Origin of the sequence: Acinetobacter sp. 2JN-4 (assembly GCF_003687745.1) — a bacterium.
GTDB lineage: Bacteria > Pseudomonadota > Gammaproteobacteria > Pseudomonadales > Moraxellaceae > Acinetobacter > Acinetobacter halotolerans.
Map to the genome: position 1 here is coordinate 176,049 of NZ_RDNY01000002.1, position 24,729 is coordinate 200,777.

Annotated in this window: 26 protein-coding genes; 6 read left to right on the forward strand and 20 right to left on the reverse strand. The window is 40.3% G+C overall.

Annotated features, from left to right (window positions below):
* Window positions 1-69: 69 nt before the first annotated feature.
* Complete coding sequence (locus EAH57_RS03750) at window positions 70-660, forward strand: NAD(P)H-dependent oxidoreductase (protein ID WP_121928891.1); 591 nt, start codon at window positions 70-72, stop codon at window positions 658-660.
* A 12-nt stretch (window positions 661-672) separates the two neighbouring features.
* Complete coding sequence (locus EAH57_RS03755; protein ID WP_121928892.1) at window positions 673-987, forward strand: putative quinol monooxygenase; 315 nt, start codon at window positions 673-675, stop codon at window positions 985-987.
* A 298-nt stretch (window positions 988-1,285) separates the two neighbouring features.
* On the opposite strand, the gene EAH57_RS03760 is transcribed toward EAH57_RS03755, so the two are convergent.
* Window positions 1,286-2,047, reverse strand: a complete 762-nt coding sequence (locus tag EAH57_RS03760) for a DNA polymerase beta superfamily protein (protein WP_121928893.1) — start codon at window positions 2,045-2,047, stop codon at window positions 1,286-1,288.
* A 136-nt stretch (window positions 2,048-2,183) separates the two neighbouring features.
* Between EAH57_RS03760 and EAH57_RS03765 the strand changes: the two genes are divergently transcribed.
* Complete coding sequence (locus EAH57_RS03765) at window positions 2,184-2,972, forward strand: xanthine permease (RefSeq protein ID WP_121928894.1); 789 nt, start codon at window positions 2,184-2,186, stop codon at window positions 2,970-2,972.
* A 240-nt stretch (window positions 2,973-3,212) separates the two neighbouring features.
* On the opposite strand, the gene EAH57_RS03770 is transcribed toward EAH57_RS03765, so the two are convergent.
* Together EAH57_RS03770 and EAH57_RS03775 are read right to left on the reverse strand one after the other, a co-directional pair.
* On the reverse strand, window positions 3,213-3,515 hold the full coding sequence (locus EAH57_RS03770; RefSeq protein ID WP_228200035.1) for a hypothetical protein: 303 nt from the start codon (window positions 3,513-3,515) through the stop codon (window positions 3,213-3,215).
* A 68-nt stretch (window positions 3,516-3,583) separates the two neighbouring features.
* A complete protein-coding gene (locus EAH57_RS03775) occupies window positions 3,584-4,993 on the reverse strand; it encodes an FAD-binding oxidoreductase (protein WP_121928896.1) in 1,410 nt (469 codons plus the stop codon).
* 363 nt (window positions 4,994-5,356) lie between these two features.
* On the opposite strand from EAH57_RS03775, the gene serA reads away from it, so the two are divergent.
* On the forward strand, window positions 5,357-6,589 hold the full coding sequence (gene serA / locus EAH57_RS03780) for a phosphoglycerate dehydrogenase (protein WP_005193800.1): 1,233 nt from the start codon (window positions 5,357-5,359) through the stop codon (window positions 6,587-6,589).
* A 55-nt stretch (window positions 6,590-6,644) separates the two neighbouring features.
* Here the strand turns inward: serA and EAH57_RS03785 are convergent, their stop codons facing one another.
* Both EAH57_RS03785 and EAH57_RS03790 read right to left on the reverse strand, forming a co-directional pair.
* On the reverse strand, window positions 6,645-7,523 hold the full coding sequence (locus EAH57_RS03785; protein ID WP_121928897.1) for a M23 family metallopeptidase: 879 nt from the start codon (window positions 7,521-7,523) through the stop codon (window positions 6,645-6,647).
* Window positions 7,524-7,696: 173 nt separating this feature from the next.
* Complete coding sequence (locus tag EAH57_RS03790; protein ID WP_121928898.1) at window positions 7,697-8,521, reverse strand: M23 family metallopeptidase; 825 nt, start codon at window positions 8,519-8,521, stop codon at window positions 7,697-7,699.
* Between the two features lie 435 nt (window positions 8,522-8,956).
* On the opposite strand from EAH57_RS03790, the gene EAH57_RS03795 reads away from it, so the two are divergent.
* Together EAH57_RS03795 and EAH57_RS03800 are read left to right on the forward strand one after the other, a co-directional pair.
* Window positions 8,957-9,838 carry an EamA family transporter gene (locus tag EAH57_RS03795; protein ID WP_121928899.1) on the forward strand — a complete coding sequence of 294 codons (882 nt, stop codon included), beginning with the start codon at window positions 8,957-8,959 and terminating at the stop codon, window positions 9,836-9,838.
* Between the two features lie 92 nt (window positions 9,839-9,930).
* Window positions 9,931-10,794: an EamA family transporter gene (locus EAH57_RS03800; RefSeq protein WP_121928900.1), complete on the forward strand. Its 864-nt coding sequence runs from the start codon at window positions 9,931-9,933 to the stop codon at window positions 10,792-10,794.
* A gap of 22 nt (window positions 10,795-10,816) precedes the next feature.
* On the opposite strand, the gene EAH57_RS03805 is transcribed toward EAH57_RS03800, so the two are convergent.
* The 15 genes from EAH57_RS03805 to EAH57_RS03875 all read right to left on the reverse strand — a co-directional run bounded on the left by EAH57_RS03805 (window position 10,817) and on the right by EAH57_RS03875 (window position 24,686).
* On the reverse strand, window positions 10,817-11,263 hold the full coding sequence (locus EAH57_RS03805; RefSeq protein ID WP_004673129.1) for a hemerythrin domain-containing protein: 447 nt from the start codon (window positions 11,261-11,263) through the stop codon (window positions 10,817-10,819).
* A 153-nt stretch (window positions 11,264-11,416) separates the two neighbouring features.
* Complete coding sequence (locus tag EAH57_RS03810) at window positions 11,417-12,187, reverse strand: TSUP family transporter (protein ID WP_121928901.1); 771 nt, start codon at window positions 12,185-12,187, stop codon at window positions 11,417-11,419.
* Window positions 12,188-12,198: 11 nt separating this feature from the next.
* A complete protein-coding gene (gene truB / locus EAH57_RS03815) occupies window positions 12,199-13,092 on the reverse strand; it encodes a tRNA pseudouridine(55) synthase TruB (protein WP_121928902.1) in 894 nt (297 codons plus the stop codon).
* 308 nt (window positions 13,093-13,400) lie between these two features.
* Window positions 13,401-13,772 (reverse strand): 50S ribosomal protein L19, encoded by a 372-nt coding sequence (gene rplS, locus EAH57_RS03820; protein ID WP_121928903.1) that lies wholly within the window; start codon window positions 13,770-13,772, stop codon window positions 13,401-13,403.
* A 136-nt stretch (window positions 13,773-13,908) separates the two neighbouring features.
* Window positions 13,909-14,649, reverse strand: coding sequence for a tRNA (guanosine(37)-N1)-methyltransferase TrmD (gene trmD / locus EAH57_RS03825; RefSeq protein WP_121928904.1), 741 nt, complete (start codon window positions 14,647-14,649; stop codon window positions 13,909-13,911).
* Window positions 14,650-14,694: 45 nt separating this feature from the next.
* On the reverse strand, window positions 14,695-15,243 hold the full coding sequence (gene rimM / locus EAH57_RS03830) for a ribosome maturation factor RimM (protein ID WP_121928905.1): 549 nt from the start codon (window positions 15,241-15,243) through the stop codon (window positions 14,695-14,697).
* Between the two features lie 25 nt (window positions 15,244-15,268).
* Window positions 15,269-15,526 carry a 30S ribosomal protein S16 gene (rpsP, locus tag EAH57_RS03835; RefSeq protein ID WP_165382351.1) on the reverse strand — a complete coding sequence of 86 codons (258 nt, stop codon included), beginning with the start codon at window positions 15,524-15,526 and terminating at the stop codon, window positions 15,269-15,271.
* Window positions 15,527-15,691: 165 nt separating this feature from the next.
* Entirely contained in the window at window positions 15,692-16,171 is a 480-nt protein-coding gene (locus EAH57_RS03840) for a type IV pilin protein (protein WP_121928907.1), read from the reverse strand.
* The gene (locus EAH57_RS03845) at window positions 16,155-20,393 is read right to left on the reverse strand and encodes a PilC/PilY family type IV pilus protein (protein ID WP_121928908.1); all 4,239 of its coding nucleotides are present in this window, start codon (window positions 20,391-20,393) and stop codon (window positions 16,155-16,157) included. Before EAH57_RS03845 ends, EAH57_RS03840 begins: the two co-directional genes overlap by 17 nt.
* Window positions 20,394-20,406: 13 nt before the next feature.
* Window positions 20,407-21,141, reverse strand: coding sequence for a pilus assembly PilX family protein (locus tag EAH57_RS03850; RefSeq protein ID WP_121928909.1), 735 nt, complete (start codon window positions 21,139-21,141; stop codon window positions 20,407-20,409).
* 2 nt (window positions 21,142-21,143) lie between these two features.
* A complete protein-coding gene (locus EAH57_RS03855) occupies window positions 21,144-22,295 on the reverse strand; it encodes a PilW family protein (RefSeq protein ID WP_121928910.1) in 1,152 nt (383 codons plus the stop codon).
* Window position 22,296: 1 nt separating this feature from the next.
* Entirely contained in the window at window positions 22,297-22,785 is a 489-nt protein-coding gene (gene pilV / locus EAH57_RS03860) for a type IV pilus modification protein PilV (protein WP_121928911.1), read from the reverse strand.
* Window positions 22,782-23,447: a pilus assembly FimT family protein gene (locus EAH57_RS03865; protein WP_171407369.1), complete on the reverse strand. Its 666-nt coding sequence runs from the start codon at window positions 23,445-23,447 to the stop codon at window positions 22,782-22,784. Before EAH57_RS03865 ends, pilV begins: the two co-directional genes overlap by 4 nt.
* Before the next feature lie 313 nt (window positions 23,448-23,760).
* Entirely contained in the window at window positions 23,761-24,183 is a 423-nt protein-coding gene (locus EAH57_RS03870) for a type IV pilin protein (RefSeq protein WP_416240483.1), read from the reverse strand.
* Between the two features lie 35 nt (window positions 24,184-24,218).
* On the reverse strand, window positions 24,219-24,686 hold the full coding sequence (locus EAH57_RS03875) for a type IV pilin protein (RefSeq protein WP_416240484.1): 468 nt from the start codon (window positions 24,684-24,686) through the stop codon (window positions 24,219-24,221).
* Between the last annotated feature and the right edge of the window lie 43 nt (window positions 24,687-24,729).

A 24,729-nucleotide genomic window follows, 5' to 3' on the forward strand; every position in this document is an offset into this window, starting at 1 on the left:
GTGTTTTTACTCATGAATAGATTTCCTAAAATGCCGTCAAGTTTTAGCAATCTATTTTCGAGTTATTCAATGAGCAATATTTTAATTATTAATGGCGCTAAACAATTCGCTCACTCAAATGGTGAGCTCAATGACACTTTAACTGACTTTTCTGAAGCACATTTAAAAGCGCTTGGTCATGCCGTACAAGTGACACGCACTGACAGTGACTATGACATCCAAGCCGAAATTGAAAAATACTTATGGGCAGATGTGGTGATCTATCAAATGCCGGGCTGGTGGATGGGTGCGCCGTGGACCATGAAGAAATACATTGATGATGTATTTACCATTGGTCATGGTTCACTGTATGCCAGCGATGGGCGTAGTCGTTCGGATGCTTCTAAAAAATATGGTTCAGGGGGGTTGATTCAAGGCAAGAAATACATGTTGTCTTTAACATGGAATGCACCAATGGAAGCGTTTACAGATCCTGATCAATTCTTTCACGGCGTGGGTGTAGATGGTGTGTATTTAGCTTTTCACAAAGCCAATCAATTCTTGGGTATGGAATCACTCCCGACCTTTATCGTAAATGATGTAATCAAAATGCCAAATGTCCCAAGCTATATCGAAGATTATAAAGCCCATTTAGATCAGTTTTTTACGAACATGAATTAAGAGAGAAATACTATGTTGACGATTATTGCTGAAATTCAGACACATGCAGGTGCAGAACACCGCCAAGCCGTATTAGATGCTTTCCAAAAAATTATTCCAACTGTACTGGCTGAAGATGGTTGTCATGGTTATGCGCCATTGATTGATCATTTACCTGCAATTGAAATGCAGACACAGGATGAAAATAGCATTGTGATGTTGGAGCAATGGGAAAGCACAGCTCATCTTGAAGCGCATATGCAAACGACACATATGCTGAAGCATTTTGAAGCGACCAAAGCACATGTGGCTGATGTGAAAGTGCGTATTTTGGAAAGTGAGATTTAGAACAAAGATTGGTTATTTATCAAATCCTCATAAAATATATGATACTCGGTAATGTCATCTGCAACCTGCGTGATTTCAATAAGATACTGTTTCTGCGATAGATTTTAATTAATGCAAGAAGTGAACAGGTTTTGCAGATGACAATGGTTTTGCCTACTTTTCCCGAAAGAAAAGTAGGGCGAGCCGCAGGCTGATCCCTCAATTGGGTGAGCACCTAGCAAGACTCCGTCAAGAATATTTCCAATTAGTTCGGAAAATATTTAAGTCGAATGTAGATTATTAATAAAAAATTGTTTTACTAATAATAGTGCTGCTTCAAATGGCGACTATACTCCGTTAAATAACGCTCTAAGCTCTCACGTCGATCAGCTTTTTGCATTTCTTTAGCGGCTAATTGCTCAATTTTCGTTTCCAATAAATGAAGAATCGCTGCTTGTTCCACTTCAGGGAGTTGGGCTTTTTCTTTCTGCTGCTTTTTAATTTCCAAATAATCCTCTGCCCAGTGACGCAATGGATCATTTGAATCAACTTGTGCAAATAAATCAGTGATCAATAATTCGGGCATCACTTCTTGGGTTGCCAACTCTGCCGACATCAAACCACGAATCGAATAAAATACTTTTTTATAAGTAAAGTTTTCTGCGGTTTGCATCACTTTCATCCCACCTTTCGCCAGTGATAAGTAGTGATGATATAGCGCACTATAGTTAATTCGCTCAAGCAATCCATCTCGAAACGTTTGCCATTCTGGAAAGGCATTAAAATACACAATATGCGCTCTTACCCACTCCAAAACGGTTGGGTTACTTTTAGCCAATAGCCCAAACATTTTATCGAGATCATATGAAACGAAATCAAAATCCCCATCCATGATTTCGATCAGATCCCTGTATTTTTTATAATCAAAATACTGTTCTTTACTCGGCAAATGAAAACCGCGCACATCATAGTCGCTGTCAGGGCTTGCCATACCCCATAAACGGCTACCACTTTCAATATAAAATAATGGGATATCTTGGCGTTGTTGAAACAGTTTTTCGATTTCGTGATGGATGTTCATTTGTTTTACTTCATGATTTAAAAATTAAGACTTGCGAGAGACAATAATATTTTTTACTGTTCTAATTCATTTGATTTTAAAAAGATAACCATTTGATAAAATCAATGTCTATTCAATATAACAAATAGGATCATTCATGCAACTGACTTATGCAGGACAGGTTTTCTTAGTAGTCATTGCGATCTTGTGCGTATGGTCTTTTGTTCTGACAAAATTTTGGCTCAAGCGTTTAGCCAATAATCGTGAAAGCAGCAAGCTTGAATTTAGTTATTTATTCGTGGTTGTTTTTAGCATTAGTTCTTTATTCTTCCCCTTTAGCTATTGGGTTTCACAAGCCGTCTATGGTTTAGCGACCAAACCAAGCTATGATGCAACGGTAGTGAGTTATACCTCTGAATGGGTCGATACTGAACGTACTGATTCCAATGGACGTAAATATAAAACCCAAACCTTAATGCATACCGCTCAAGTCCAATTCAAAGATGATCAAAATAGAATTTTGACCTTAGATAATTCAGTTCGTTCTGGGGATACTCCTGTGGTGGGGGATCATATTACAGTTGTTTATGGAGCTGGGGATCAAACCGTACAAGAAAAGAGTTGGCGAACGGGACTCCTATTTGTCGCAACCCTATTTATGCTGTTTATTATGGGCTATATCTTGGTCATGATTATTGCGTATGGTTTGAATCGGGATATGGCACCATATCGCAAGTTTGCCAATCTGCTTATTTTTAGAGTTACGATTCCATTAGGTACTATGGCAATGTTTGCGATGTTGTCTTATTCGGTTTTTGCTTATTTCTTTTTAAGCAATCCACGTGATTTACCTGTGTGGGTGGTTGCGATTTGTGGCTTCTTCTCGGTATGTCTTTTGCCACTGATTTATCATATTTTGACGGGTTGGAAAGCGTATAGAGAATAGATCTTTTATTGCTGTTTACTCTCTAATTTCTGTTATATAAGCGGTTCCTATTTCTTTACCTTGAAAGTCTTTAATTAAATAATTTTTCATCAAAACAATTTGATCTAAAATTTTTCCAAATACGATTTCACAAACCAAAAACTCATCCAAGATTTTCTTTTCAATGTAAGAAAATATACCCTTTGCAAATCATTTACTTTTCCATAAAATTTCTCGTTATCTAATTAATATTATTATAATTTATAAATTTTCATTAAAATATATAAATCCTATTTGTTCACTTTTTAAGTTATAGAGATCGTAATTCTTAAATAAATTTAACTCTCCATCATAAGAAAGAAAATTTGCCTCACAATGAATAAGCTCTTCCAATATCCATGAAGAGAAGTCTTTGAACAATAAAGAGCAAGAATAAAAGAGATTTCCAATTTTCACTCTAAGCATAATAGACATACATTTTATATTCTGCTCATTATAGAAATAATCAATATAGTCTCCATATACTTGATCACTATTTAAATAAATATAACCTTGAGTCTTCATATTCATCTCATAAAAAAAGCGCATCTTTAGATACGCTTTTAACAGAACTTCTTTTATCTAATCAAGCATTAAAGATCAAACAATTTCCCAGGGTTCATAATCCCATTCGGATCAAATGCCAACTTCAATGCTTTCATATATTCAATTTCTTCAGGCGAACGAGAATACTCCAAATATGGTTTCTTGGTCATGCCCACACCATGCTCGGCAGAGATCGAACCATCATATTTTTTCACGGTCTCAAACACGTATTTATTCACCACCTGACACTTGGCAAAGAACTCATCTTTGGTGAGGTTCTCAGGTTTTAAAATATTTAAGTGCAAGTTACCGTCACCAATATGACCAAACCAACAGATTTCAAAGTCTGGATAATTGTCTGCAACAATTGCATCAATTTCTTTGATAAATGCAGGTACATGCGTAATCAGCACTGAAATATCATTTTTATAAGGAATAAACGGCGCGATTGACTCTGAAATATCTTCACGCAAACGCCATAAGCTTTGCGCTTGATCTAGACTTTGGCTCATCACACCATCAATGACCCAACCCTGTTCCATGCAATGCTCAAAAATCTGCATGGCTTTGTCCATGATTGGCTCATATGGCGCTTCAAACTCAAGTAACACATAGAACGGGCATTGCGTTTCAAATGGACGCTGTACATGACCGCGATCCAAAACTTTTTGCATTGCGACTTCACCAAAGAACTCAAACGCGGTTAAGTCGATTTCTTTTTGGAAAGCATGCAATACAGGCATCACCGCTTCAAAGTCAGGCGTACCCAACACCATCACTTGCAGGTTTTGTGGTTGACGTTCCAACTTAATCTCAGCTTCAGTGACTAAACCAAGCGTTCCCTCACCACCAATGAATAAATGCTGCAAAGCATAACCCGTGGCATTTTTAATCATGCCTTTATTGATACGAAGAATATCGCCCTTACCTGTCACCACAGTCAGACCAAGCACCCAGTTTCGGGTCATACCGTATTTGATGACTTTAATGCCGCCTGCATTGGTTCCGATATTGCCGCCGATTTGGCTTGAGCCTGTTGAGGCAAAATCAACTGGATAATACATCCCTTGTTGTTCTGCATAGTTCTGTAACTGTTCAGTGACCACACCAGCTTGAACCCGCACCATACGATCGGCTGGGAAGAACTCCAAGATCTGATTCATCTTGTCAAAGCTAATCACGATCTCGCCATTGCTTGCCACTGCACCTGCTGAAAGCCCAGTACGCCCACCTGACGGCGTAATCGCCACATTAAACTGATTAGCAAGCTTTACAACCGCTTGAACCTGTTCAGTGCTTGATGGAAAAACGATGACTGATGGGTTCGGATCAAAATGTTTAGTATGATCTCGTCCCCAATTTTCCAAACTATCCGCATCGGTTTTAATACGGTTTTCACCCACAATTGCTGTTAATTGGGTTAATAACTCAGGGGTTAAAGCGACTGAAGCATTCATCGTTTACAGGCCTAGCAAGAAGTAAATATAGGGCTTTTGGATGACAACATAATATTTTTCAATATCTTAAAAAGAAGATATTTGAATTATCCAAAAATATAGAAACTTTACAGAACAGCGCAAACCCATTGATGATTAGGTTTGTCCATCAGATAGATACATTTTACATAGAAGCAAGCAAGGGATAAAGCTTTGCATCAAGATAGTGTCATCACAACCGCTATCTCCTGAAAATCAGTCAACATTTCCATGGAAAATGATCAGTATTTCCACGCTGGAATTTGCAATGAAATCGCCCTCATTTTGATCAAACATGGTATGATACGGCGATTTAAATTCGACCTGATATAGCGTAGAGCCGTTATGAGCCAACATCTATCACTCCCTAAAGATAAAATCCGTTTTCTATTGTTAGAGGGCGTTCATCAAAATGCCATCGATACTTTAAACGCTGCGGGTTATACCAATATCGATTACCACAAAACTGCACTTGAAGGCGATGCTTTAAAAGAAGCAGTCAAAGATGCTCACTTTATTGGTATTCGTTCGCGCACTCAATTGACTGAAGAAATCTTTGAAGCAGCGAATAAATTGATTGCGGTAGGTTGTTTCTGTATCGGTACCAACCAAGTCGATTTAAAAGCAGCGATGTCGCGCGGTATCCCTGTTTTCAACGCACCGTATTCAAATACTCGTTCAGTGGCTGAATTGGTTCTAGCAGAAGCAATTTTATTACTTCGTCGCGTTCCTGAAAAATCAAAAGATACCCACGCAGGCGGCTGGAACAAAGCAGCAGTTGGTTCTTTTGAAACACGTGGCAAGACTTTAGGTATCGTCGGTTACGGTTCAATCGGTTCTCAACTTTCTGTATTGGCAGAAAGCTTGGGTATGAAAGTGATCTACTTTGATGCTGTGACTAAATTACCTCTAGGTAATGCACGTCAAGTGGGTTCTATGGATGAGTTGTTAGCAACTGCTGATGTGGTTTCTTTACACGTTCCAGATGTTCCATCAACGCGTAATTTCTTCAAGAAAGAACAATTTGCGAAAATGAAACAAGGTTCAATCTTCATTAATGCTGCACGTGGAACATGTGTGATTATCGAAGACTTAGCCGATGCGATTAAATCGGGTCACATTGCTGGTGCAGCCGTTGACGTATTCCCGAAAGAACCAAAAGCCAATGGCGAAGAGTTTATTTCCCCACTTCGTGGTTTAGACAACGTAATTCTAACCCCACACGTGGGTGGTTCTACCATGGAAGCGCAAGCGAACATTGGCTTAGAAGTTGCTGAAAAATTCGTTTCTTACTCAGATAAAGGTATGACACTTTCTGCGGTGAACTTCCCAGAAATCGCATTGCCACTTTCTGATGGTCAGCATCGTTTGCTTCACATCCATAAAAACGTTCCGGGTGTGTTATCTAAGATCAACACCTTATTTGCAGAACAAGGCATCAACATTTCGGGTCAGTCTTTAATGACCAAAGGTGATATCGGCTACCTCGTTATGGATGTCGATGCATCTGCTTCTCAAGAAGCACTTGATACCTTAAGCCATGTTGAAGGTACGATTCGCGTTCGCGTATTGTTCTAAAACACGCTGACTTAAAAAAATCACAGCTTTGGCTGTGATTTTTTTTTGCTACGTCTTAAGCACAGTTGGGAATCACCACCCCATTATTGTCTTTGGCTTGATCATTGCCCCAACGCGACAGCATAAATGCAGACACCCATTGATTGGTTGGACCTACATCTAAGTCTGTTTTTAACCACCAATGATTCCATTGTGCGCCTGTCGCATTCTGAACTTTTGGTCCCCACACCTTACAGTAAACATAACTCGTGCCTTTATACAGCGTTCCAGTAACCGTACCTCCCGGGCTAGAACGACCATTGGCATCGCCCCACGTATCTACCCAATATTTATTTCCAGTCGGTGGAGGTGGCGGTGTTGTATTCGGACAGTTAGCACTGGTTCTGACTAAAGGTGAGTTTGGTACCATATATAACCATTCACCTTGAAGTATCGGGTTCACAATATGTTGGCTGCCTGCATCATTCAGACCGGGTGCATATAATTGTTCATAATGTAAGTGAGGAATACCAGGTGAGCCGACATCTCCCATATAACCTACCACATCACCCTGCTTCACATTACTACCCACAGGCACATGGCTACTCATGTGCATATATGTCGTAAACCAACCATTGCCATGCCGAATTTCGATCCCACCGGGGTAAAAAGCCTGATGAACCAAGCCATCAGCCGATGCAGTAATTGGGCTGCCTGTGAACATCCCCATACGATACATATCGATTTTTTTATCGTCTGGACCATGTCCTTGATAGGTTTTTAATTCGATTTGTGCACCACATGGAAAAGGCAGTTTAAAGGCAGGACGATTCGGTAATGGATCAGCAGAAAAAGTATGGGTTGAGAACATTGCAAGCACTGCACAGGCAATGGTTTTATATCTATTTTTTAAAATAACGCTGGTGATTATTGGCGGGAATTGAATTTCAAACATCGTTTATTATCCTTATTAGACTGCTTTCATAAACCCGCTTTGTTTTTCCGAGTGGAAGAAATATAAAGCAGCTAAATATTCATGAAAGAGATTTATTGATCAGTTTTTTTATTTTTTATCGACATGCCGTTCATTTGAACGGCATGTTTGATCTTAGTCAGATTGTTTAACGCTTAAGGACAGTTTGGAATCACAGTACCATTATTGTCTTTTGCCTCATCATTGCCCCAGCGTGACAGCATAAATGCTGAAACCCATTGGTTGGTTGGACCCACATCTAAGTCTGTTTTCAACCACCAATGATTCCATTGTGTTCCTGTGGCATTTTGAATTTTTGGTCCCCAAACTTTACAGTAAGTATAATGCGTACCTTTGTATAAAGTTCCAGTCACTGTACCGCCCGGACTAGAGCGTCCATTGGCATCACCCCATGTATCTACCCAATATTTATTTCCAGTCGGTGGAGGTGGCGGTGTTGTACCACTACAACCATTATCACTGGTCAAAGCTTTTTGACCGTAACTGTATGGATACGGTGCCAATGACTTGCCATTGATGACAATGCTTTGCGCTGAGTTATTGAGACGTTGTTCAAAGTGTAAATGTGCACCCGTACTTTGCCCTGTACTTCCTACCGTACCAATCTGATGACCCTGACCAATCGAAGCACCGACATTGACATTAATGCTATTCAAATGAAAATAATGAGTCGACCAGCCATTACCATGATTGATCACCACCATATTTCCAGCACCACCATTCCAACCAGCAGAACTGACTGATACCGTTCCTCCCGCTGAAGCCAGTACAGCGGCGCCTGAAGTTGGTCCATTGTCCCAACGTACCCAGTCTAAGGCATTATAATTATGACCTGAGTAAGTGCTATAGCTCCACGTTTGCCCGCAGGCGAAAGGGGCTTTGAAGGAAGGCGCAGCGTAAGCGGCAAAAGGAACGAATGTCATTATACCAATGGCAAAAGCTCGTTTTAGTTTTAACATTTAATTGTCTCCATCATTATTATTTCATTTAAAGCATTATCATTTTTAGCGTTTTAATTAAGATGTACGGGGTCTTTATTGCCCCAAAATTTTATAGCAAACAAATGACAAATTTTATGTTTGAATCTGACGAGCTGCATCTATTCAAACCACAATTCACACGATTAACAGTCCTTTTCCCTGTGATAAAAGAATATCCCACTCACATTTCTTAGCACTTACTGAGGTGTAAATCTCAAAAAGGAACGGTTTAAAGTTCGAATATTCTAAATCCACAAACAAATAATTTTTAAAAGGATATTAAAGTTAATTAAAGAATCATGAACGTATAAAACTACACCGACCAATAAACTAAAATTCTGCTCGTCTCAACCCAGATCTTTGGTTAGAATTCAATTATTATGTGAAAGTTACACTAACTCAATTGCTGATTAAATGTCCAACTCAATTCTAAAGTCACCGCTGTCTGCCATAGCATTATTGATGCTTGCGATGATCTGTGTCCAAGGCAGTGGTTCTTTAGCCAAAATGTTATTTCAAAGTTTTCCGGTATTAACGGTCTCTGCGATGCGCTTGTGTTTTGGTGCACTCATTTTGGCTGTGATTTTTAAAATCTGGACCATTGATTTTCGTTCAGTTCGCTGGAAAGCCATCCTAAGTTATGGTGTCGCACTGGCTGGGATGAATGGGTTGTTCTATTTATCGCTTGAACGTTTACCTCTGGGTCTTGCCGTTGCGTTTGAATTTATTGGACCTTTAAGTGTCGCGCTCTACTACGCTCGCCAAAAATATGACTTTATCTGGGTCGGTTGTGCGATTTTAGGCTTAGCGTTATTGTTCCCCTTGCAACAAGCGCAACAAAGTCTCGATTTGGTGGGGGTATTTTTTGCTGTCAGTGCAGGTGCTTGTTGGGCCATGTATATTATTGCAGGACAAAAACCCTCAGGCATTTCGGGCAACCATACGGTTTGTTTAGGCATGAGTATTGGTATGCTTTGTTTACTGCCATTTGCTGCTTTTTCTGGTGCGATGGATCGTGTATTTGAACTCCCCAATTTATATTATTTTATTGGGCTTGCCATTCTCGCCAGCGCCTTGCCTTTTTCATTGGAAATGATTGCCTTACGCAATCTAACACCACTGAGTTTTGGGACTTTGATGAGTTTAGAGCCTGCTGTTGCCGCACTTTCTGGATTTGTATTTCTCGGTGAAAAACTATTGTGGAATCAGTGGCTCGCACTTGCCACCATCATCATCGCCTCGATTGGCTGTACCTTTACCATGCAGCAAGCCCGCCAAAAAAAAGAGGCAAAATAAAATGCCACTTTGCAACAAAAATGTACCTGTCAGGGCGTATCATCATCACGCCTGTTGTTTAGGTTTTCTTAAACTTATTTGGTAGATCTGCCATGAAAAATCTTCAATTGGTTGCCGTGCTGTACATGGTTTTATCCATGGTTGCCTATCAGATTAGTGCCTCATTTGCCAAGCAACTGATCACAACACTCGACCCACTGACAGTGACGATTTTAAGGCTGTGCTTTGCGACTATTATCGTGGCAATCATGTTCCGCTCATGGACAATTTTATCCAAACTCAAACAACTCAAATGGCGAGATCTATTGCTTTATAGTGCTTCTCTGGGCTGTATGAATATCTTGTTTTATACCTCTTTAGGTAAACTGCCCCAAGGGATTGCCGTGGGTTTGGAGTTTATCGGACCTTTGAGTTTGGCCTTACTCTCAATCAAACAGCGTAGTGATTATATTTGGGTGATTTTTGCAATATTAGGGATTGCACTGATGGTCCCATGGCACGATGCCAACCAAGACAATTTTTCTTATATTGGGGCAGCTTGTGCTCTCGGTGCTGGGTTTTTCTGGGCCTTTTATATTTATTATGGACATCGTGTTGCGCAACAAAATATAGGCATGCATGCGCTCACCATTGCGATTGGTTTATCGGCATTGATCCTATTGCCTTTTGGTCTATGGAATAACGCCCCAGTCCTACTTGACACCCAATACTGGGGCAAAGCCTTAGTCATTGCAGTGCTAGCAACAGCTATACCTTATGCACTGGACTTAATGGCACTCAAACGCTTAAGTAAACTCAGCTATGGTACGCTCACTAGCCTCGCACCAGCCTTAGCTGCTTTAGCAGGTTTGGTCATCTTGCATGAGCAAATCAGCTTGATTCAATGGGTTGCGCTTGCTTGTATTATGGCAGCCTCCATCGGCGTAACCTTACGCGGGGAAAAACAAGTTTCCTGACGTGGCGATTGATCGGTCAGTATTAAGTTTCAGAGACCTTATATTTACCATATTCCTTTAAATATTTCTGAGCGAGGCTTTCTTTCTCGCGATCAGAGAGGATTTTCCCAGCCTGTTGAAAAAACGTATGTTCTTCTTCTTTTAAGTGATGATGAACTGTCTCACTGAGCTGTTTAGCAGTTGCCAACCAGCTCGGATTACTCATATCCGTTTCTTCTAGTTTTTCGATCAATTCATCCATTTCATGGTGTTCTGCCAAAGCATGGCGGGTAATACCTAAACCCACATCATCAAACATCAATGGAATATATAAGTAGCGATCCTCGGCAACCGAATGAGCATATAATTCATTTTTCAATAATTTAAATAATTGTTTTCGTTCATCACTCATACCACTGGTCGCAATGAGTTTCTGAGCTAGGCTACGTTGTTGCTCATGACTTTCTCGGAGTGCTTCAAATATATTCATCGATCACCTCTATGATTGGCTAACATCATCAACATAGGATTTAAATCCATTATCATGTTGTTGTGCTTGGCTGATCTTCCATAATAGAAAGTGTCGTTTTTTTATACAGTGCTATTTAAGTATGTTTTTGTCGTGAAAATTTAACTTTTAGATTCAAGCTGCAACCAAAATCTGATAGCCCAAGCGACAAATTAAAATACTCACTAAAATCAGAAAGAGGATACGGATAAATCCACTGCCATATTTTAAGGCCAAACGGACGCCCAATAATGAACCCGCAATATTGGCCACAGCCATCATCAAACCTAAACCAAATAGCACATGCCCTGTCGGAATAAAAAAGCTCAAGGCAGCCAAATTGGTCATGAAATTTCCAATTTTAGACAGGGCTGAAGCATGTAAAAAATCGACCTGTAAAAAACGGATAAAGAAGAAAATAAAGAAACTACCCGTTCCTGGACCAAAAATTCCATCATAAAAACCGATCGCAAGACTACCGATTGCAGCAAAAATCAGTAACTTTGGTGTGATTCGTTGATCCACATGGACTTGGCCGAACTGCTTTTTCATCAAGGTATAAATCGCAATCACGATCAGCATGACCAAGACGAAAGGTCTTAAAATATGAGTGGGAATCATTGATACACATGCAGCGCCAGCAAAAGAGCTCACAAAGGCAAAGAGCGCAATAACCGCCAACAATGGCCACTTCAATTTAACTCGTCGTACAAATGAAAAGGCTGCTGATGCTGTACCACAGATGGATGCCAATTTATTGGTACCAAAAATAGTGGCAGGGGCTGTTTGAGGTAAGGCCCCCATTAAGGCAGGGATTTGGATCAATCCCCCACCGCCAACAGCTGCATCAATAGTTCCTGCACAAAATGCAAAGAACACGAGACTCAGAATCAGTTCCCATTCCATCGATGATTACTCTACAAATTCAAGAGGCGTTTTGGCACGAGACGTTTCTTATCAGTGATTTCAGCCAAACCTAAACAACGTTCACCATCGAACACCAATACTTCCGCAACAGCCTCATGCTCAATATTACTTTCCTGACCATTGCCAAAATACTTTTCACGTCCTTCTGGCAACTGAACTCTAGGAAAATGCGCAATAGGTGCATATACAGGAAGCAATAAAGCATCTCGTTGTTCTTGCGATAAGCTTTCCAAATACTCAATGGTATAGTCTGGATTTATCTCAAAATGACCTGTTTGAATACGATGCAAATGAGTCAAATGTCCGCCGCAACCTAAGGCTTCACCAATATCTTCGCCAAGTACACGAATATAAGTCCCTTTTGAACATGTCACATCTAAAGTCAGACTATCTTCAGTAAAGCTTACCAAAGTTAAGTCATAAATCGTGACTGGACGTGCTTCTCTTTCAATCTCAATGCCTTGACGCGCCAACTCATACAACGGACGCCCATCTCGTTTTAAAGCTGAATACATCGGTGGAATTTGCTGAATATCACTACGAAATTGCGCCAAAACCTGTTCAATGCTTTCTAAGGTTAGATGTGGTACTTCTCTCTGCTGGAGAATTTCACCTTCGACATCACCCGTCGTGGTCGTTTGACCGAACTTGACTGTCGTTTGATAACGTTTGCTTGAATCGAGTAAGTAATGTGAAAACTTAGTTGCCTCACCCAAGCATATGGGTAATAGTCCTGTCGCCAAAGGATCTAAAGACCCTGTGTGCCCTGCTTTCTGAGCATTAAACAGTCGACGTACTTTTTGTAATGCTGAGTTTGAACTGATTCCTAAAGGCTTATTTAATAAAAACACACCACTTAGATGACGATAAGCACTTTTTTTCATAAATAAGAGTCGAAATACAAAGCGACATTTTAGCAAAACTATCCAGAAAAAGTTGCACCTTTAACTCATTATGAATACAGATAAAGGTAGACCAATCACCAATTTGATACTCAAGATCATTTTTTCACCACTTAAGGCATACACGAACCCAATGACTTGTTCTTAAAAGCAATCATGCAAATGCTGGGGCTTGATCCTGTCGATATGAACCATCGACCTACTATGTGACTTAAATTATAAGAATAATAAATATGCCATAAAAAAATGCGCCTATTGGCGCATTTTTTTGCTTTAAAACAACGTTAAAATTAACCTTGTTTACGAGCTGGTAACTTTTCACGAATACGTGCAGCTTTACCAGTCAATCCACGTAAGTAGTAAAGTTTCGCACGACGTACATCACCACGACGTTTCACTTCAATTTTAGCAACGATTGGAGAGTGAGTTTGGAAAACACGCTCAACACCAACACCGCTAGAAATTTTACGAACAGTGAAAGCTGAGTTCAAACCACGGTTTTTCTTCGCAATCACAACACCTTCATAAGCCTGAAGACGTTCACGGTTACCCTCTTTTACTTTTACCGAAACAATAACTGTGTCGCCTGGAGCAAAAGATGGGATATCAGTTTTCAACTGTGCATTTTCAATTACTTGAACTAAAGGATGTTTACCACTCATTGTGGGAATCTCCATAATTGCGGGAGAGAAGAGGTCTCTTACACCGCTGGGGATAGAGGCTAAAGCGCATATCGACCCGTTTAACTTTCTCTTTAAAACAGACTGTCTTAAAGAGCCTATTTATACTTAAATAATTTTAAGTATCTAAACTTTGTAACCATTTTTTTTGCTGCTTGGTCAACTCAACTTTTTCCACCAACTCTGGTCGGCGATCTAAAGTCCGTTGATAGCGCTGCAAAAACCGCCATTTCTCGATATTGGCATGATGTCCAGATTTTAAAACCTCAGGCACATCCAAACCTTCAAAATGGTCAGGCTTGGTATATTGTGGACAATCTAATAGACCATCCACAAAAGAATCTTGTATTGCCGACTGTTCATCAGACATAACGTTCGGCAAACGACGAATGATACTGTCTAATAACACCATCGCAGGCAGTTCACCACCCGATAAAACGTAATCCCCAATTGACCATTCTTGATCAACATAATGCTGGATTAAACGTTCATCGACCCCTTCATAACGCCCACACAATACAATCAAACCATCATAATCAACGAATTGTTGTACTGCCTGTTCATTTAAGGTTTGCCCTTGCGGTGACATATACACCACAGGTGCATGAACACAGCCTGCTTGCGTCGCAAGTTGTTTGGCATGGCAAATCGCTTTTGCCAAAGGCTCAGCCATCATCACCATACCAGGACCACCACCAAATGGACGTTCATCCACTCGTTTGTAGTTGCCCTCAGCAAAATCTCGTGGGTTGATGCAAGTGACTTGCACGATGTCACGTTTCGATGCACGCCCGCTAATCCCGTATGCTGTAATCGCTTCGAACATTTCAGGAAATAATGTGATGACTGCAAAAAACACCGCAGACTCCTTTATTATCCTGCTGCGCGACTATCCTCTAAAGGATTAGTAATCTACGCCCCAATTGACGTAAATACGACCAGCTTCAAGATCAACGCGTTGTACCACATCTTTGTGCCAAGGAATCATGCGCTCCTCGGAGTCAACGCTGTCAAGGGTTGCTTTTACAACCATGACTTCATTGGCACCCGTTTCAAACAGCTCATAGATTTGACCGAGATTAACTTCTTGCTCTTCATCATCCAGCCCTAACACAGTTAAGCCTTTAAGATCAGACCAGTAATACTCGTTCACGTCTGCTGTTGGAAGCTGTGATTTGGCAATCCAGATATCCACGCCAACTAAGTTTTCTGCGCCAGTGCGATCATTTACACCTTTTAACGCAACAACCAAGCCTTTGCCATGTGGTTTCCAACGTTTCACATCGATTGTTTGCCAACCTGCCTTGGTCTCAATGTACCAAGGAAGGTAGTCAAACATATTGCTCATAGGTTCAGTATTTGAATAAACCCAAAGCCACCCATTCAATCCATAAGCTGAACGTAACTGTCCAATCTGAATACGATCTTCTGGTACATTCTGTATTGGTGTCATGGGTTACCTACTACAATACAAATAGTTATGCAGCAGCTACAGCTTTCTTAGCTTGAGCAGCTAAAGAAGCAACACGCTCTGAAGGTTGAGCGCCTTGAGCAACCCAGTGTGCAAAACGATCAGCATCTAAACGAAGTTTTTCCGCTTGACCTTGTGCAGTTGGGTTAAAGAAACCGATACGCTCGATGAAACGACCATCACGCGCATTGCGGCTATCAGTCACAATAATTTGATAGAACGGACGTTTTTTTGCACCACCGCGCGCTAAACGAATAACAACCATGAGAACAACCTTATAGTTTTTACGGATTATCCCTGCGCCGACCATCGACAGCATTTCAAACCCCTTTAATAGAGGGCGACATTCTACGTTAAATTTAGACTGAAAGAAAGATTAAATATTAAGTTATCCGCAGCTTTGAATTTAAATGTTTGAAATCCAAATTCATTACCAATCTTCTGATTCTGTACCACAACTCTGATTGGCAATATTGGCCGTGGTTTTGGTTTTACATTTTATACCCGTACTGGTGAGTAATAAGGAATAATTACGGGGACTTTGGCTTTCGGCTTTGAGTGACCAAACCTGTGAATTTACGTTCAAAATCAAAGTAAATTTTTGCTTTCCAGTTGTCGTATCCAATGGAATCAGCAAAGTTGTATTGGTTGCATTCGGAACATCGAAGTAAGGTCCTTTATTTGTCGAGGTTCCTTTCAATACGAAACCATCATAACTAAAGTTACGTGTCCGATGTTTTTCTAATAGAGCAGCGACTTTATGCATTTCTTGTTGTGCCGTTGATAAATCTGCACGGCGTATGTAAATGTCATAGCTGGGGATCGCTATCGCTGCCAAAATAGCAATGATAGCGACAGTGACCATCAGTTCAATGAGTGTAAATGCCGATTGTTTATTCATTGCTTTCATACCATTTGAGTGGCACAAGTTGACGGCGCATGGTGTTGATTGGCATTGCATTTCCACCAACGATGCTATCTTTGGCATTTGGGTTTAAAATTTGGCGCGTCGCCTCATTTTTCTTATCAAGTCCAGCACCAACACCCGCCATAACATCAACAATACCTCGACCTGCACCAAAGCTCATTTCGGAAACATTTTGCTCACAAACACCAAATGGTAAACAATAACGTTGTACCGTAGTAATGCCTTGCGCTTGTACCCGACAACCATCAATTGTACCGTTTGGATTATAAACACTGGCATATAAGCTCTTATTCATCACGACCATTTCACCCAATACTTTGCTCGCCGCTGTATTGGTTATCTGTTTTTCATTGCCATTTTGTTCAAGTTGCTTGCCAATCACTGTTTCAGCAGATACATACCAACCATTTTGCACACGCTTATTACCTGAAGCTTGTAAGTCAGCTAGTGTTAAAGCCACACCATTTAAATCAGTGATTTTCATTTCTTTTAAGTCGCTTAATAAAAACTTTGCTGTGGCACTTCGGGCTTCAAATTTAAAATTAGGATGAATCACTTCTCGATCAAAAAGATTATAAATCGTACTGGTTGAACTTTTATCACTAAATGGAAGGCTACGGTTTCCTGAAGCAATGCTAATCACTGCACGGGGCTGTTCGTAACCATATACACTAAAATTAGGCGCTTCATAAAAACGCTCTTTTGAATTTGTAAAAATAAGGCGAGCAAATCCAGCGTTATTGCCCACACCCAACTTCGAATCAAAATCTATACGCCAAACCTGTCCACCCAAATCTCCAAAATAAAGATGATCCGTCAAACCATCGCCATTACGATCTGCGGTATTAATCCGGCTCACCACACTATATTTCATCGCCCCAATCTTTAAACTACTGGCAGCATTGGCACTGGCCCACCATAAAAGCGCACCACTTTCGGCATCAAACATATATATACCAGCACCTTTTTCATTTGCTTGGTGTGTATAGTTTTGATCTTCATACCGAGCGTCATAACCACCACCGACGATCATGACGCGTTTCAGCTTACCATTCCATGCGACCTGAGTAATGGTCGGTTTTGACCAGCTCTGCCCCATTTGACTTAAAGCTGTTTGTGTATTCGTGTCATCTATTATAATCGTATCTTGATTAATAATACGTCTATGCTCAGGATCAATATGAAATTTAAGTTTCGGAGTATTTAAACTCACCAAGTCAAGTGCATAGTAACTCCGCCCCCCCATACGTAAACCACCATAAGCAATTTGTTTTCCCTTTGGCGCTTTACTATTTGATGAGTCTATTGAACCAACGGTAGCTATAACTTTACTGCTCCCGTTACTCGCTTTTTTCATGCCATAAACATATTCACTATATAAGGTCCAAGCCCCATCTATGCCGTATGCCATATTGGCTTTTAAGCCTGTTTTTTCTTTTAAGAAGGCATTCCTTTGTCGGCTATTTTCAAGCATTTCATTTGGAACAAAAGCAAACTGCTCTTTTCCAGTTTCAGCATCAACTACATGAAGTAAACCTTGTGTTGTACCAAACAACATATAATCTTTTCGAGTATCCTCTACAACATCACCATTTGCGTCAAAAGTCGCTTCTTGGGTCAATTTTATTGGCGTAGAATGTAGATTCATGCCCACTTGCCAATTACTACGATTGGCTTCAGTTAGATCATTTGCGGTCGCACCCTTCTCTAACTTGTAACCCAATAAACTCATAAGATAATAATCTTCATCCTTCACATTATCTCGCTTATTTGGATCAAGCACACAGCGACTTTGATTTGAAGTATCTAAATAATGATTATCAATGGCTTTAAGTTGACGTGTAGCAGTAAATCGAATATTACCCTGACCATCATTTTCACAATCACGGTTAATCAATAAGGTACGTCCAGTCGTATTTTCAGTGGTACTTAAATCCTCAAGTTTGGCGAGCAGACCACCTTTATTCCAATCTTTGACATCATAACTAGGTGCACTTGTACTCCACGCATCTTTAAGCTTATAAACAGAATTATCATCTTGGGTGTAATATTTTTTGAAGTTCCCCAACCAACTGGCTTTTTCGGTCGGTTCAAACATACTTTTATAAACATCATTGGTCATACGATATGGGGTAAGCGGATCAGCAGGAAGCGTTTGCAAACCAATTGGATCGGACTCCATTTCGACAAGGCTTTGGTTAAAATCCAAAATCCCCTCAGCAATACTTTGAGCACTAGATAGTTGATACCAACCGCCGCCGCCATGCACTCCCCAACGCGCCAAGTTTGCAACATCTGCATTATAAGCAGCTTGATCTAAAGGTACAGGCAGTACGTTATTGAGTATTTTATTAAGCTTTTCAATTAAATCCCCTAAACCAAGCAACGATAGAACGGGGTTTAATGCTTTTACAATATTTGCTACAGGTTGTAGTAGGCTTGATAAAACGGTTTTCGGTGCTTGAATCGTCCCTAATTCCTCTGAGGTTTTGGCATTTGGAATATGAGCAAAGTCGCGACCAATCCCGCCAACACCTGTTTTTATACCAACACCATTATTATAAGTACCTTCTTTTAGAATACCTGCATAGTTTGCAATACAAGACCATGTCGCAGATGTTGAACCATTTGTCCAGCCACTCGGAACAGTGCCACAATTAAAAACGGTATTACTGGATGGGTCTAATGATCGACTCATTAATTTACGAACAGGATTATTGCTGGCGTTAAATGGCTCTCTTGTTGCCCCTCCTAATAATCCATCAAGTAAATTTGGATTTAAATCTGGGACACTACCTGTCAAAACATACAAACCTTTAGCACTACACTCAGCACTCGTTGCTGGAGGTCCGACATAACGATTGCCAGATTTACTAGCAGAGGTAGATACAGGGAAACCACTATATGCAGATGCATACTGAAGATTTCCATTATAACGATAGAAAGATTTCCATTGATTGAGTTCTAAACCAATCAAAGATGTACCAGTCGTAGGTAAATCATGGCAATTTGTACTATTTGTTAATGTACATTGATTTTTATACCAACCAGGCGCATTTCCGCCTAGACCTAATAAACTACTATCCCTAAAAGGAGCCGACCAGTTAACACACTTTCCTACCTCATCAAGTGTACTACATTCTTGATACTCCCCTAATTTTATCAATCCAATACCTAAAAGGCTTATTTCTATTTTTCTTGCACGACCAACTTCAACAATCCCAGTACCTTTAGTGGTGTTACTGAGTAAATAAGCGCCCGTTTCAGCATAGGCTGTGGCTGTCGGTGTACTTAAGCCAGCTAGGTTTTTTAAATCATTAATTAAAGTCGGAATCGTACCTAAAGCACCAACAATCAAGCCAACAAGATCAAGCGCCAAGAGTTTTCCGACCAGCTCATTCACTTTTGTGGTAATACTAGCCGCGGGATCAACACTACTCACTTCACTTATTTTTGCTTTAATTTTGGCACGTTGTGCGGCATCAAGCGGCTTTGCTTCAACTGCAATCATACCTGCCAACTCATTTTTTCCAGTGCCTGATTGATTCATAGCTGGAAAAACAGACAGACCTACAGAAACGTTATCAGGCAAAGCATCAATCCCTTTTCCTGAATTACCGTCAATCACATCATGGATTGCTTGTTTAACACGGTACAAACGGTTGTAACAACGATAAGCTGGGCCTGCAATTGCCAACGGTGGATTCTCAACCAGCTCACAACTGTCTTTAATATACTGCACAGACCCTCTCAACCCGAGTAAATCTGCACCTAAAATAGGATTGGTAATACCATCAACACCTTCTAAAATTTGCGTTACCAGCAATGAAGGAATGTAACAAGAATGTGGGTCTGTTGGCGCACCAGTATCTAACTTCACTAAGCCTAATAAATTAAGATCAACCGTTGCGATACTGCCCAATAAACTGGTGACATTGCCAAGTAGACTGCCACTTAAACACAATGGATAGTCACGCTGTAAATCTGCAATTGGATCCGCTCCCATACTTTGGGATAAATCCACCATCAACATAATCGTATTACTACTATTATTTTGCTGATAAATCTCAATATCGCTTGCAGATGCAACTGAAGATAGCACTAAAAAACTCGACAATACCGTGCAACTCAACAACAAGCCTCTTGTTCTATTTTTTTGCTTACGCTCACGTTTTGTTAGTTTTTTCATTTTATTATTATTCATGACCCTTTCTCCCTTATGAACCTGATGGCTCAAAGTCAGATAAGAAGCGATATTCTGCTACTTGCATATTATACAAAAGGCTTTCTTCATTATTCTTTAAACAGTCAGCCACTTCATTTGTGCCGTCATTATCTATACTTTTGGTTAAACAGCCCTGTTTAGTATCCGTGCTCCCCAAAAAGAGCGTCTTATTTGGATCGAACAACAGCCCCTTCATTACCGATACCACATAGACACGTAAACGGATGTTATTTTCAGTTTTTGCTCCTAAGCTTTCAGTCCCTCGAGCAAGGTCAGCAAATGGTACTGATACATCGTCTGTCTCTCGTTTAATATAAACCTGCGTTACTACTGCCGAACGGCCACCAGATACTGAATCGTTATTACAGGCTCCACCACCCGTTGTCATGTTTAAGAAAGATGAGCTATTTAGCCGATAACTTGCATTACTTAATTGAAATGGCTCAGCCCCCGAAAAACAAAATACCAATTCAGCTTCTCGATGATTTTCATTTCTAAAAAATCCAACGATTCCATTTGTAGCGGTAATATGCGGTCGAAATGCAGGGTCCTGAAAAGCCATCAGAGCAGCATCAGAGTTTTGCAATAACAACGTTTGCATTTGATTATTACTCACCAATTTCAATGAGCTAATACTCTGACGAATCGCAAGCGTTCCTATAATCGTAATCATCAATACGATCATCAACACAATGATAAGCGTTGAACCTTTTTCATACTGAATCATATTCAAGCCCCCCCTGTACATGTTGACCCTGCACTACTATCGCAACCTTCAGTCACCCAACCCATCGCATTTCTAAGCGAGACTGTTTGATCAACCACTTGGCGTAAACGAGTATCTTGATATGTGGGTGTGAGTGTTACTTTGGTACCGAGCACCTGAAATGGTTCTTTATTTCTTTCTTTAATAATGTTTTGACTACCAGCGCTATCTGCTGATTGGACCAATACACCAAGCTGAATCGCATGAACATGTGGACGTACAGGCTGCATTACACCATCAATATTTTTATTTTTAGCACTCAAAGCCATATAGTTTTTGATATCTGTATAAGCGAGTATGCTATCGGCATTATCCAGTTCGCCATCGATATAACCTAAACGAACCTGAAAAAAATCAACATTCGGCAAAATAACCTGACTATCTTGCCAGTCTAATGATAACGGCGGATCTGTTTCACTGAGGAGATCAAGTTGCGCTTGTGTATATTGGGCCGCCTGACAGCGCAACGATTGACGCAAATCCGTTGAAGTTGAACCCACATAATACCTTTGCACCACAAATGTATCTTTTGCTAATGTATTTCCAGAACAATCAAAGCCCCCTTGTGGTGCCTGATAACGAATTAGGAGTTGGTCATTGGTTAACCCTGCTACATTCGCGTTGCCAAAACTCGTTAACTTATTATCAGAAAAACAGGTTGCACAGTTTAGATTGATTTTTGACCCTACATTATTCGATGTCAGGATAATTCCAGAATAAGCAATTTGATCGTTAACAGCGGGGATTGGAGAGCTTAAATTGGCTTTACGAACATCATCAATAATAAAGTTCAAGCCAAAACTTGCACTGTCCTGAATATGTGACATCGCTTTTTGCAGCTTATAGCTCGTTACCCCTGTAATAAAAAGCTGGATTGCGGCGGCAACAATAATCAGACCTAACGCAAGTGAAATCATGAGTTCGATCAAGGTAAATCCTGAGCGAGAGTTAACAAAGTGAAACTTTGTCCTGAGAGACTCCGTCTCGCAAGAAGACGGAGAGCTATGCTCGAAGTGACCCGATGGCGCAAGACGAGGAGCCTTGCTTCGAGTACGAGGGCTAGCGATGTAATGCAGCGAGCTGTGCTCAGCATGTTTTAAGAGACTTCTTTTCATTTTAATAAGCCTCCAAAAACAAACAGTGTGACCCTTTTACATACACACCGTCTTTGATACATGACTCTACCCCTTGACTGTCTGCCAAAGTGGTCTCTTCCCATGCGACATAAATACACTGCCGTGTATTTCCAGTTGGACAGTCAGCAATCGATAGATTCATTCCATTATTCTTCGCTTGTACAGCCGCATTATTTAAATCTTGTTCTGCAATACTTGCAGCATCGCCTGCCGTTGTTGCAACATCTTCTGTCGGAATGGTTAACGCACCAACATTATAATTTCCATCTCTAACAGCTTGAGGGTTTGCTCTCATCCGTTCAGCCAAATCACGAGCAATCGTCAATCCAATCACTTGCTTACTCGCTTCCAAACTGGCATCAACCGCTTTCAACTGTAAGGCAGCAAAACCTAGTACAGCAATTGCTAGAAGTAATAGCGCAACTAAAACTTCAACTAAACCTACACCTTTTTGTTTGTTATAATTCATGTGCAAGCTCCCTCTTTTATTGTTGTATCACCCGTTATCCCAACAGCAATACAATAAGAAAAGCCATTCCGCAGTAAAATAAAATTGGTAGCAGCAGCTACACTGCCATTGTTTCTAAATTTAAGATAAGTTTCTGAACGACTATCAACTGTGACTCCTTTTTCTAAATGAGACACAAAGATCCTATTTTTATTGGTATCCGTGATCGTAAGTGCTGTTGAACAATTGGCTTCTGATAACGAGCTTAGACAAACACCAGTTGACTCTCGAAGCATCACGGCTTGGGCCCTAGCCTCAGATACTTTCATCGCCACGTCACGTGCTGAAGATTCTAGTTTTTGACGTGAATACATACTTGCAAAAGAGGGTGCAGCCATCACAGCAAGAATTACAATAATTGTAATTGTCACGATCAGTTCAAATAACGTAAATCCTGAGACCCGATAAAACCGAGCGACGCTCGGTCTGAGAGGCACTGCCTCGCAAGAAAGACGAAAAGCTGTGCTTTGAGTATGAGGATAAACAAAGTGCAACTTTGTCTGAGCGCAAGACGGAGAGCTATGCTCGAAGTGACATGGTTTACATCGAGCATGGCTCGACCCAATAGCTATGCTTCGAGTATGAGGCGAAGCGTTAAGCTTGGAATGATATACTTGTTGCATATCGCCCTCCATATGCACAATTTTTATAGTTTTGATTTATGTTCTAATGTTTAATTATCAATTTCCTACCAAAACACCATGAAATCTATTTTTTATGGATGAAAGGTAGATATTGTCAGATAACTGCAAAAATATTAAATATGAATCTACATTTATTAAAATAAAGATAAACATGACACAAAATTAAGCTTATTTTTAGTATAAAAAACAATCAAAATATTAAAAAATTAATCTTATCCAAACTTTAGAAAGCAGAAAAGCAAACACCTTTCGATATTTGCTTTTCTTGAAGATAAGATACTTTATGAGGGAGTTAACGACCATCCCAATTAGAAGTTGCGGATAGTGCGCATACTGTTGCCGCTTTCTCCCAATATTTTTGTCCTTGATCATTTAAGCAAATTACACCATTACCAGCTTGTAATGTTCCTGCTTTAGGTGTTGCAATTAGCAACCAAGTTCTCACTCTTGCAGAGGTTGCAGTAAGCGCTACACCATCCGTATCAGTCAATACGATATCATATAGCGGCTGTGCTCTGGGTATCGTCGTTGCACCATAAATATTTGTTGCTGTTCGTCCTGCATAGCTATTATTTGCCATTTTAAATGTTGCCAAATTACGTGCTATTTGCAACATTTCAGCCTGTGCATCTGTACGCTGTACTCGAACTTTATAGCCTGTATATGCTGGATAAGCGATCGCTGCCAATACGCCAATAATCGCAACAACAATCATAAGCTCAATGAGGGTAAAACCATTTTTATGCACGATTACCAGTCCTCCCTTCCTGTTGCTTCTGTACCACACCCTGCATCTGTAACATTTAATTTTGTTTTATTTTTACAACGTACTCCAGCACTAGTCATTAACAAATCATAGTTTCTAACGTCGTTCGTTCTCGCAATCATAACCCAATTACGGGCTCTAATCGCGGGAGCGGTAGTATCCGTTAACAATCTTGTTGGTGCTTCTGCATCTGTGATTGTAATTGTATATTTAATCGCCGAACTCACTGCTCCTCTTGGCAAAGTCACTGAATTCATTGGCCCCACGACGTTATAAATAAAATTCGGGTCAAAGCTTCGATAAGTAAAGTTTTTTGCCTTATGGCGCTCTAATTGTTCTGCAATCTTTTGCATTTCTTGTTGCGCCATAGCGACATTAGCTCTTCTCACATATTCCTGATAACTCGGAATTGCTATTGCAGCAAATATCGCAACGATAACAACAACGATCATCAACTCAATTAGAGTAAACCCTTTAGTAGCCCCCTCTTTCAAC

Excerpts from the sequence above, each read along its gene's own strand:
- rplS (WP_121928903.1), bottom strand. The coding sequence starts at position 13,772 with ATGAGTGGTAAACATCCTTTAGTTCAAGTAATTGAAAATGCACAGTTG.
- EAH57_RS03770 (WP_228200035.1), bottom strand. The coding sequence starts at position 3,515 with ATGAAGACTCAAGGTTATATTTATTTAAATAGTGATCAAGTATATGGA.
- EAH57_RS03785 (WP_121928897.1), bottom strand. The coding sequence starts at position 7,523 with ATGTTTGAAATTCAATTCCCGCCAATAATCACCAGCGTTATTTTAAAA.
- serA (WP_005193800.1), top strand. The coding sequence starts at position 5,357 with ATGAGCCAACATCTATCACTCCCTAAAGATAAAATCCGTTTTCTATTG.
- EAH57_RS03800 (WP_121928900.1), top strand. The coding sequence starts at position 9,931 with ATGAAAAATCTTCAATTGGTTGCCGTGCTGTACATGGTTTTATCCATG.
- rpsP (WP_165382351.1), bottom strand. The coding sequence starts at position 15,526 with ATGGTTGTTATTCGTTTAGCGCGCGGTGGTGCAAAAAAACGTCCGTTC.
- EAH57_RS03845 (WP_121928908.1), bottom strand. The coding sequence starts at position 20,393 with ATGAATAATAATAAAATGAAAAAACTAACAAAACGTGAGCGTAAGCAA.
- EAH57_RS03765 (WP_121928894.1), top strand. The coding sequence starts at position 2,184 with ATGCAACTGACTTATGCAGGACAGGTTTTCTTAGTAGTCATTGCGATC.
- EAH57_RS03805 (WP_004673129.1), bottom strand. The coding sequence starts at position 11,263 with ATGAATATATTTGAAGCACTCCGAGAAAGTCATGAGCAACAACGTAGC.
- EAH57_RS03760 (WP_121928893.1), bottom strand. The coding sequence starts at position 2,047 with ATGAACATCCATCACGAAATCGAAAAACTGTTTCAACAACGCCAAGAT.
- EAH57_RS03755 (WP_121928892.1), top strand. The coding sequence starts at position 673 with ATGTTGACGATTATTGCTGAAATTCAGACACATGCAGGTGCAGAACAC.
- EAH57_RS03865 (WP_171407369.1), bottom strand. The coding sequence starts at position 23,447 with ATGCAACAAGTATATCATTCCAAGCTTAACGCTTCGCCTCATACTCGA.
- EAH57_RS03850 (WP_121928909.1), bottom strand. The coding sequence starts at position 21,141 with ATGATTCAGTATGAAAAAGGTTCAACGCTTATCATTGTGTTGATGATC.
- EAH57_RS03870 (WP_416240483.1), bottom strand. The coding sequence starts at position 24,183 with ATGATTGTTGTTGCGATTATTGGCGTATTGGCAGCGATCGCTTATCCA.
- pilV (WP_121928911.1), bottom strand. The coding sequence starts at position 22,785 with ATGAATTATAACAAACAAAAAGGTGTAGGTTTAGTTGAAGTTTTAGTT.
- truB (WP_121928902.1), bottom strand. The coding sequence starts at position 13,092 with ATGAAAAAAAGTGCTTATCGTCATCTAAGTGGTGTGTTTTTATTAAAT.
- EAH57_RS03750 (WP_121928891.1), top strand. The coding sequence starts at position 70 with ATGAGCAATATTTTAATTATTAATGGCGCTAAACAATTCGCTCACTCA.
- EAH57_RS03775 (WP_121928896.1), bottom strand. The coding sequence starts at position 4,993 with ATGAATGCTTCAGTCGCTTTAACCCCTGAGTTATTAACCCAATTAACA.
- rimM (WP_121928905.1), bottom strand. The coding sequence starts at position 15,243 with ATGACACCAATACAGAATGTACCAGAAGATCGTATTCAGATTGGACAG.
- EAH57_RS03840 (WP_121928907.1), bottom strand. The coding sequence starts at position 16,171 with ATGAAAGCAATGAATAAACAATCGGCATTTACACTCATTGAACTGATG.
- EAH57_RS03790 (WP_121928898.1), bottom strand. The coding sequence starts at position 8,521 with ATGTTAAAACTAAAACGAGCTTTTGCCATTGGTATAATGACATTCGTT.
- EAH57_RS03875 (WP_416240484.1), bottom strand. The coding sequence starts at position 24,686 with ATGATCGTTGTTGTTATCGTTGCGATATTTGCTGCAATAGCAATTCCG.
- EAH57_RS03855 (WP_121928910.1), bottom strand. The coding sequence starts at position 22,295 with ATGAAAAGAAGTCTCTTAAAACATGCTGAGCACAGCTCGCTGCATTAC.
- EAH57_RS03795 (WP_121928899.1), top strand. The coding sequence starts at position 8,957 with ATGTCCAACTCAATTCTAAAGTCACCGCTGTCTGCCATAGCATTATTG.
- EAH57_RS03810 (WP_121928901.1), bottom strand. The coding sequence starts at position 12,187 with ATGGAATGGGAACTGATTCTGAGTCTCGTGTTCTTTGCATTTTGTGCA.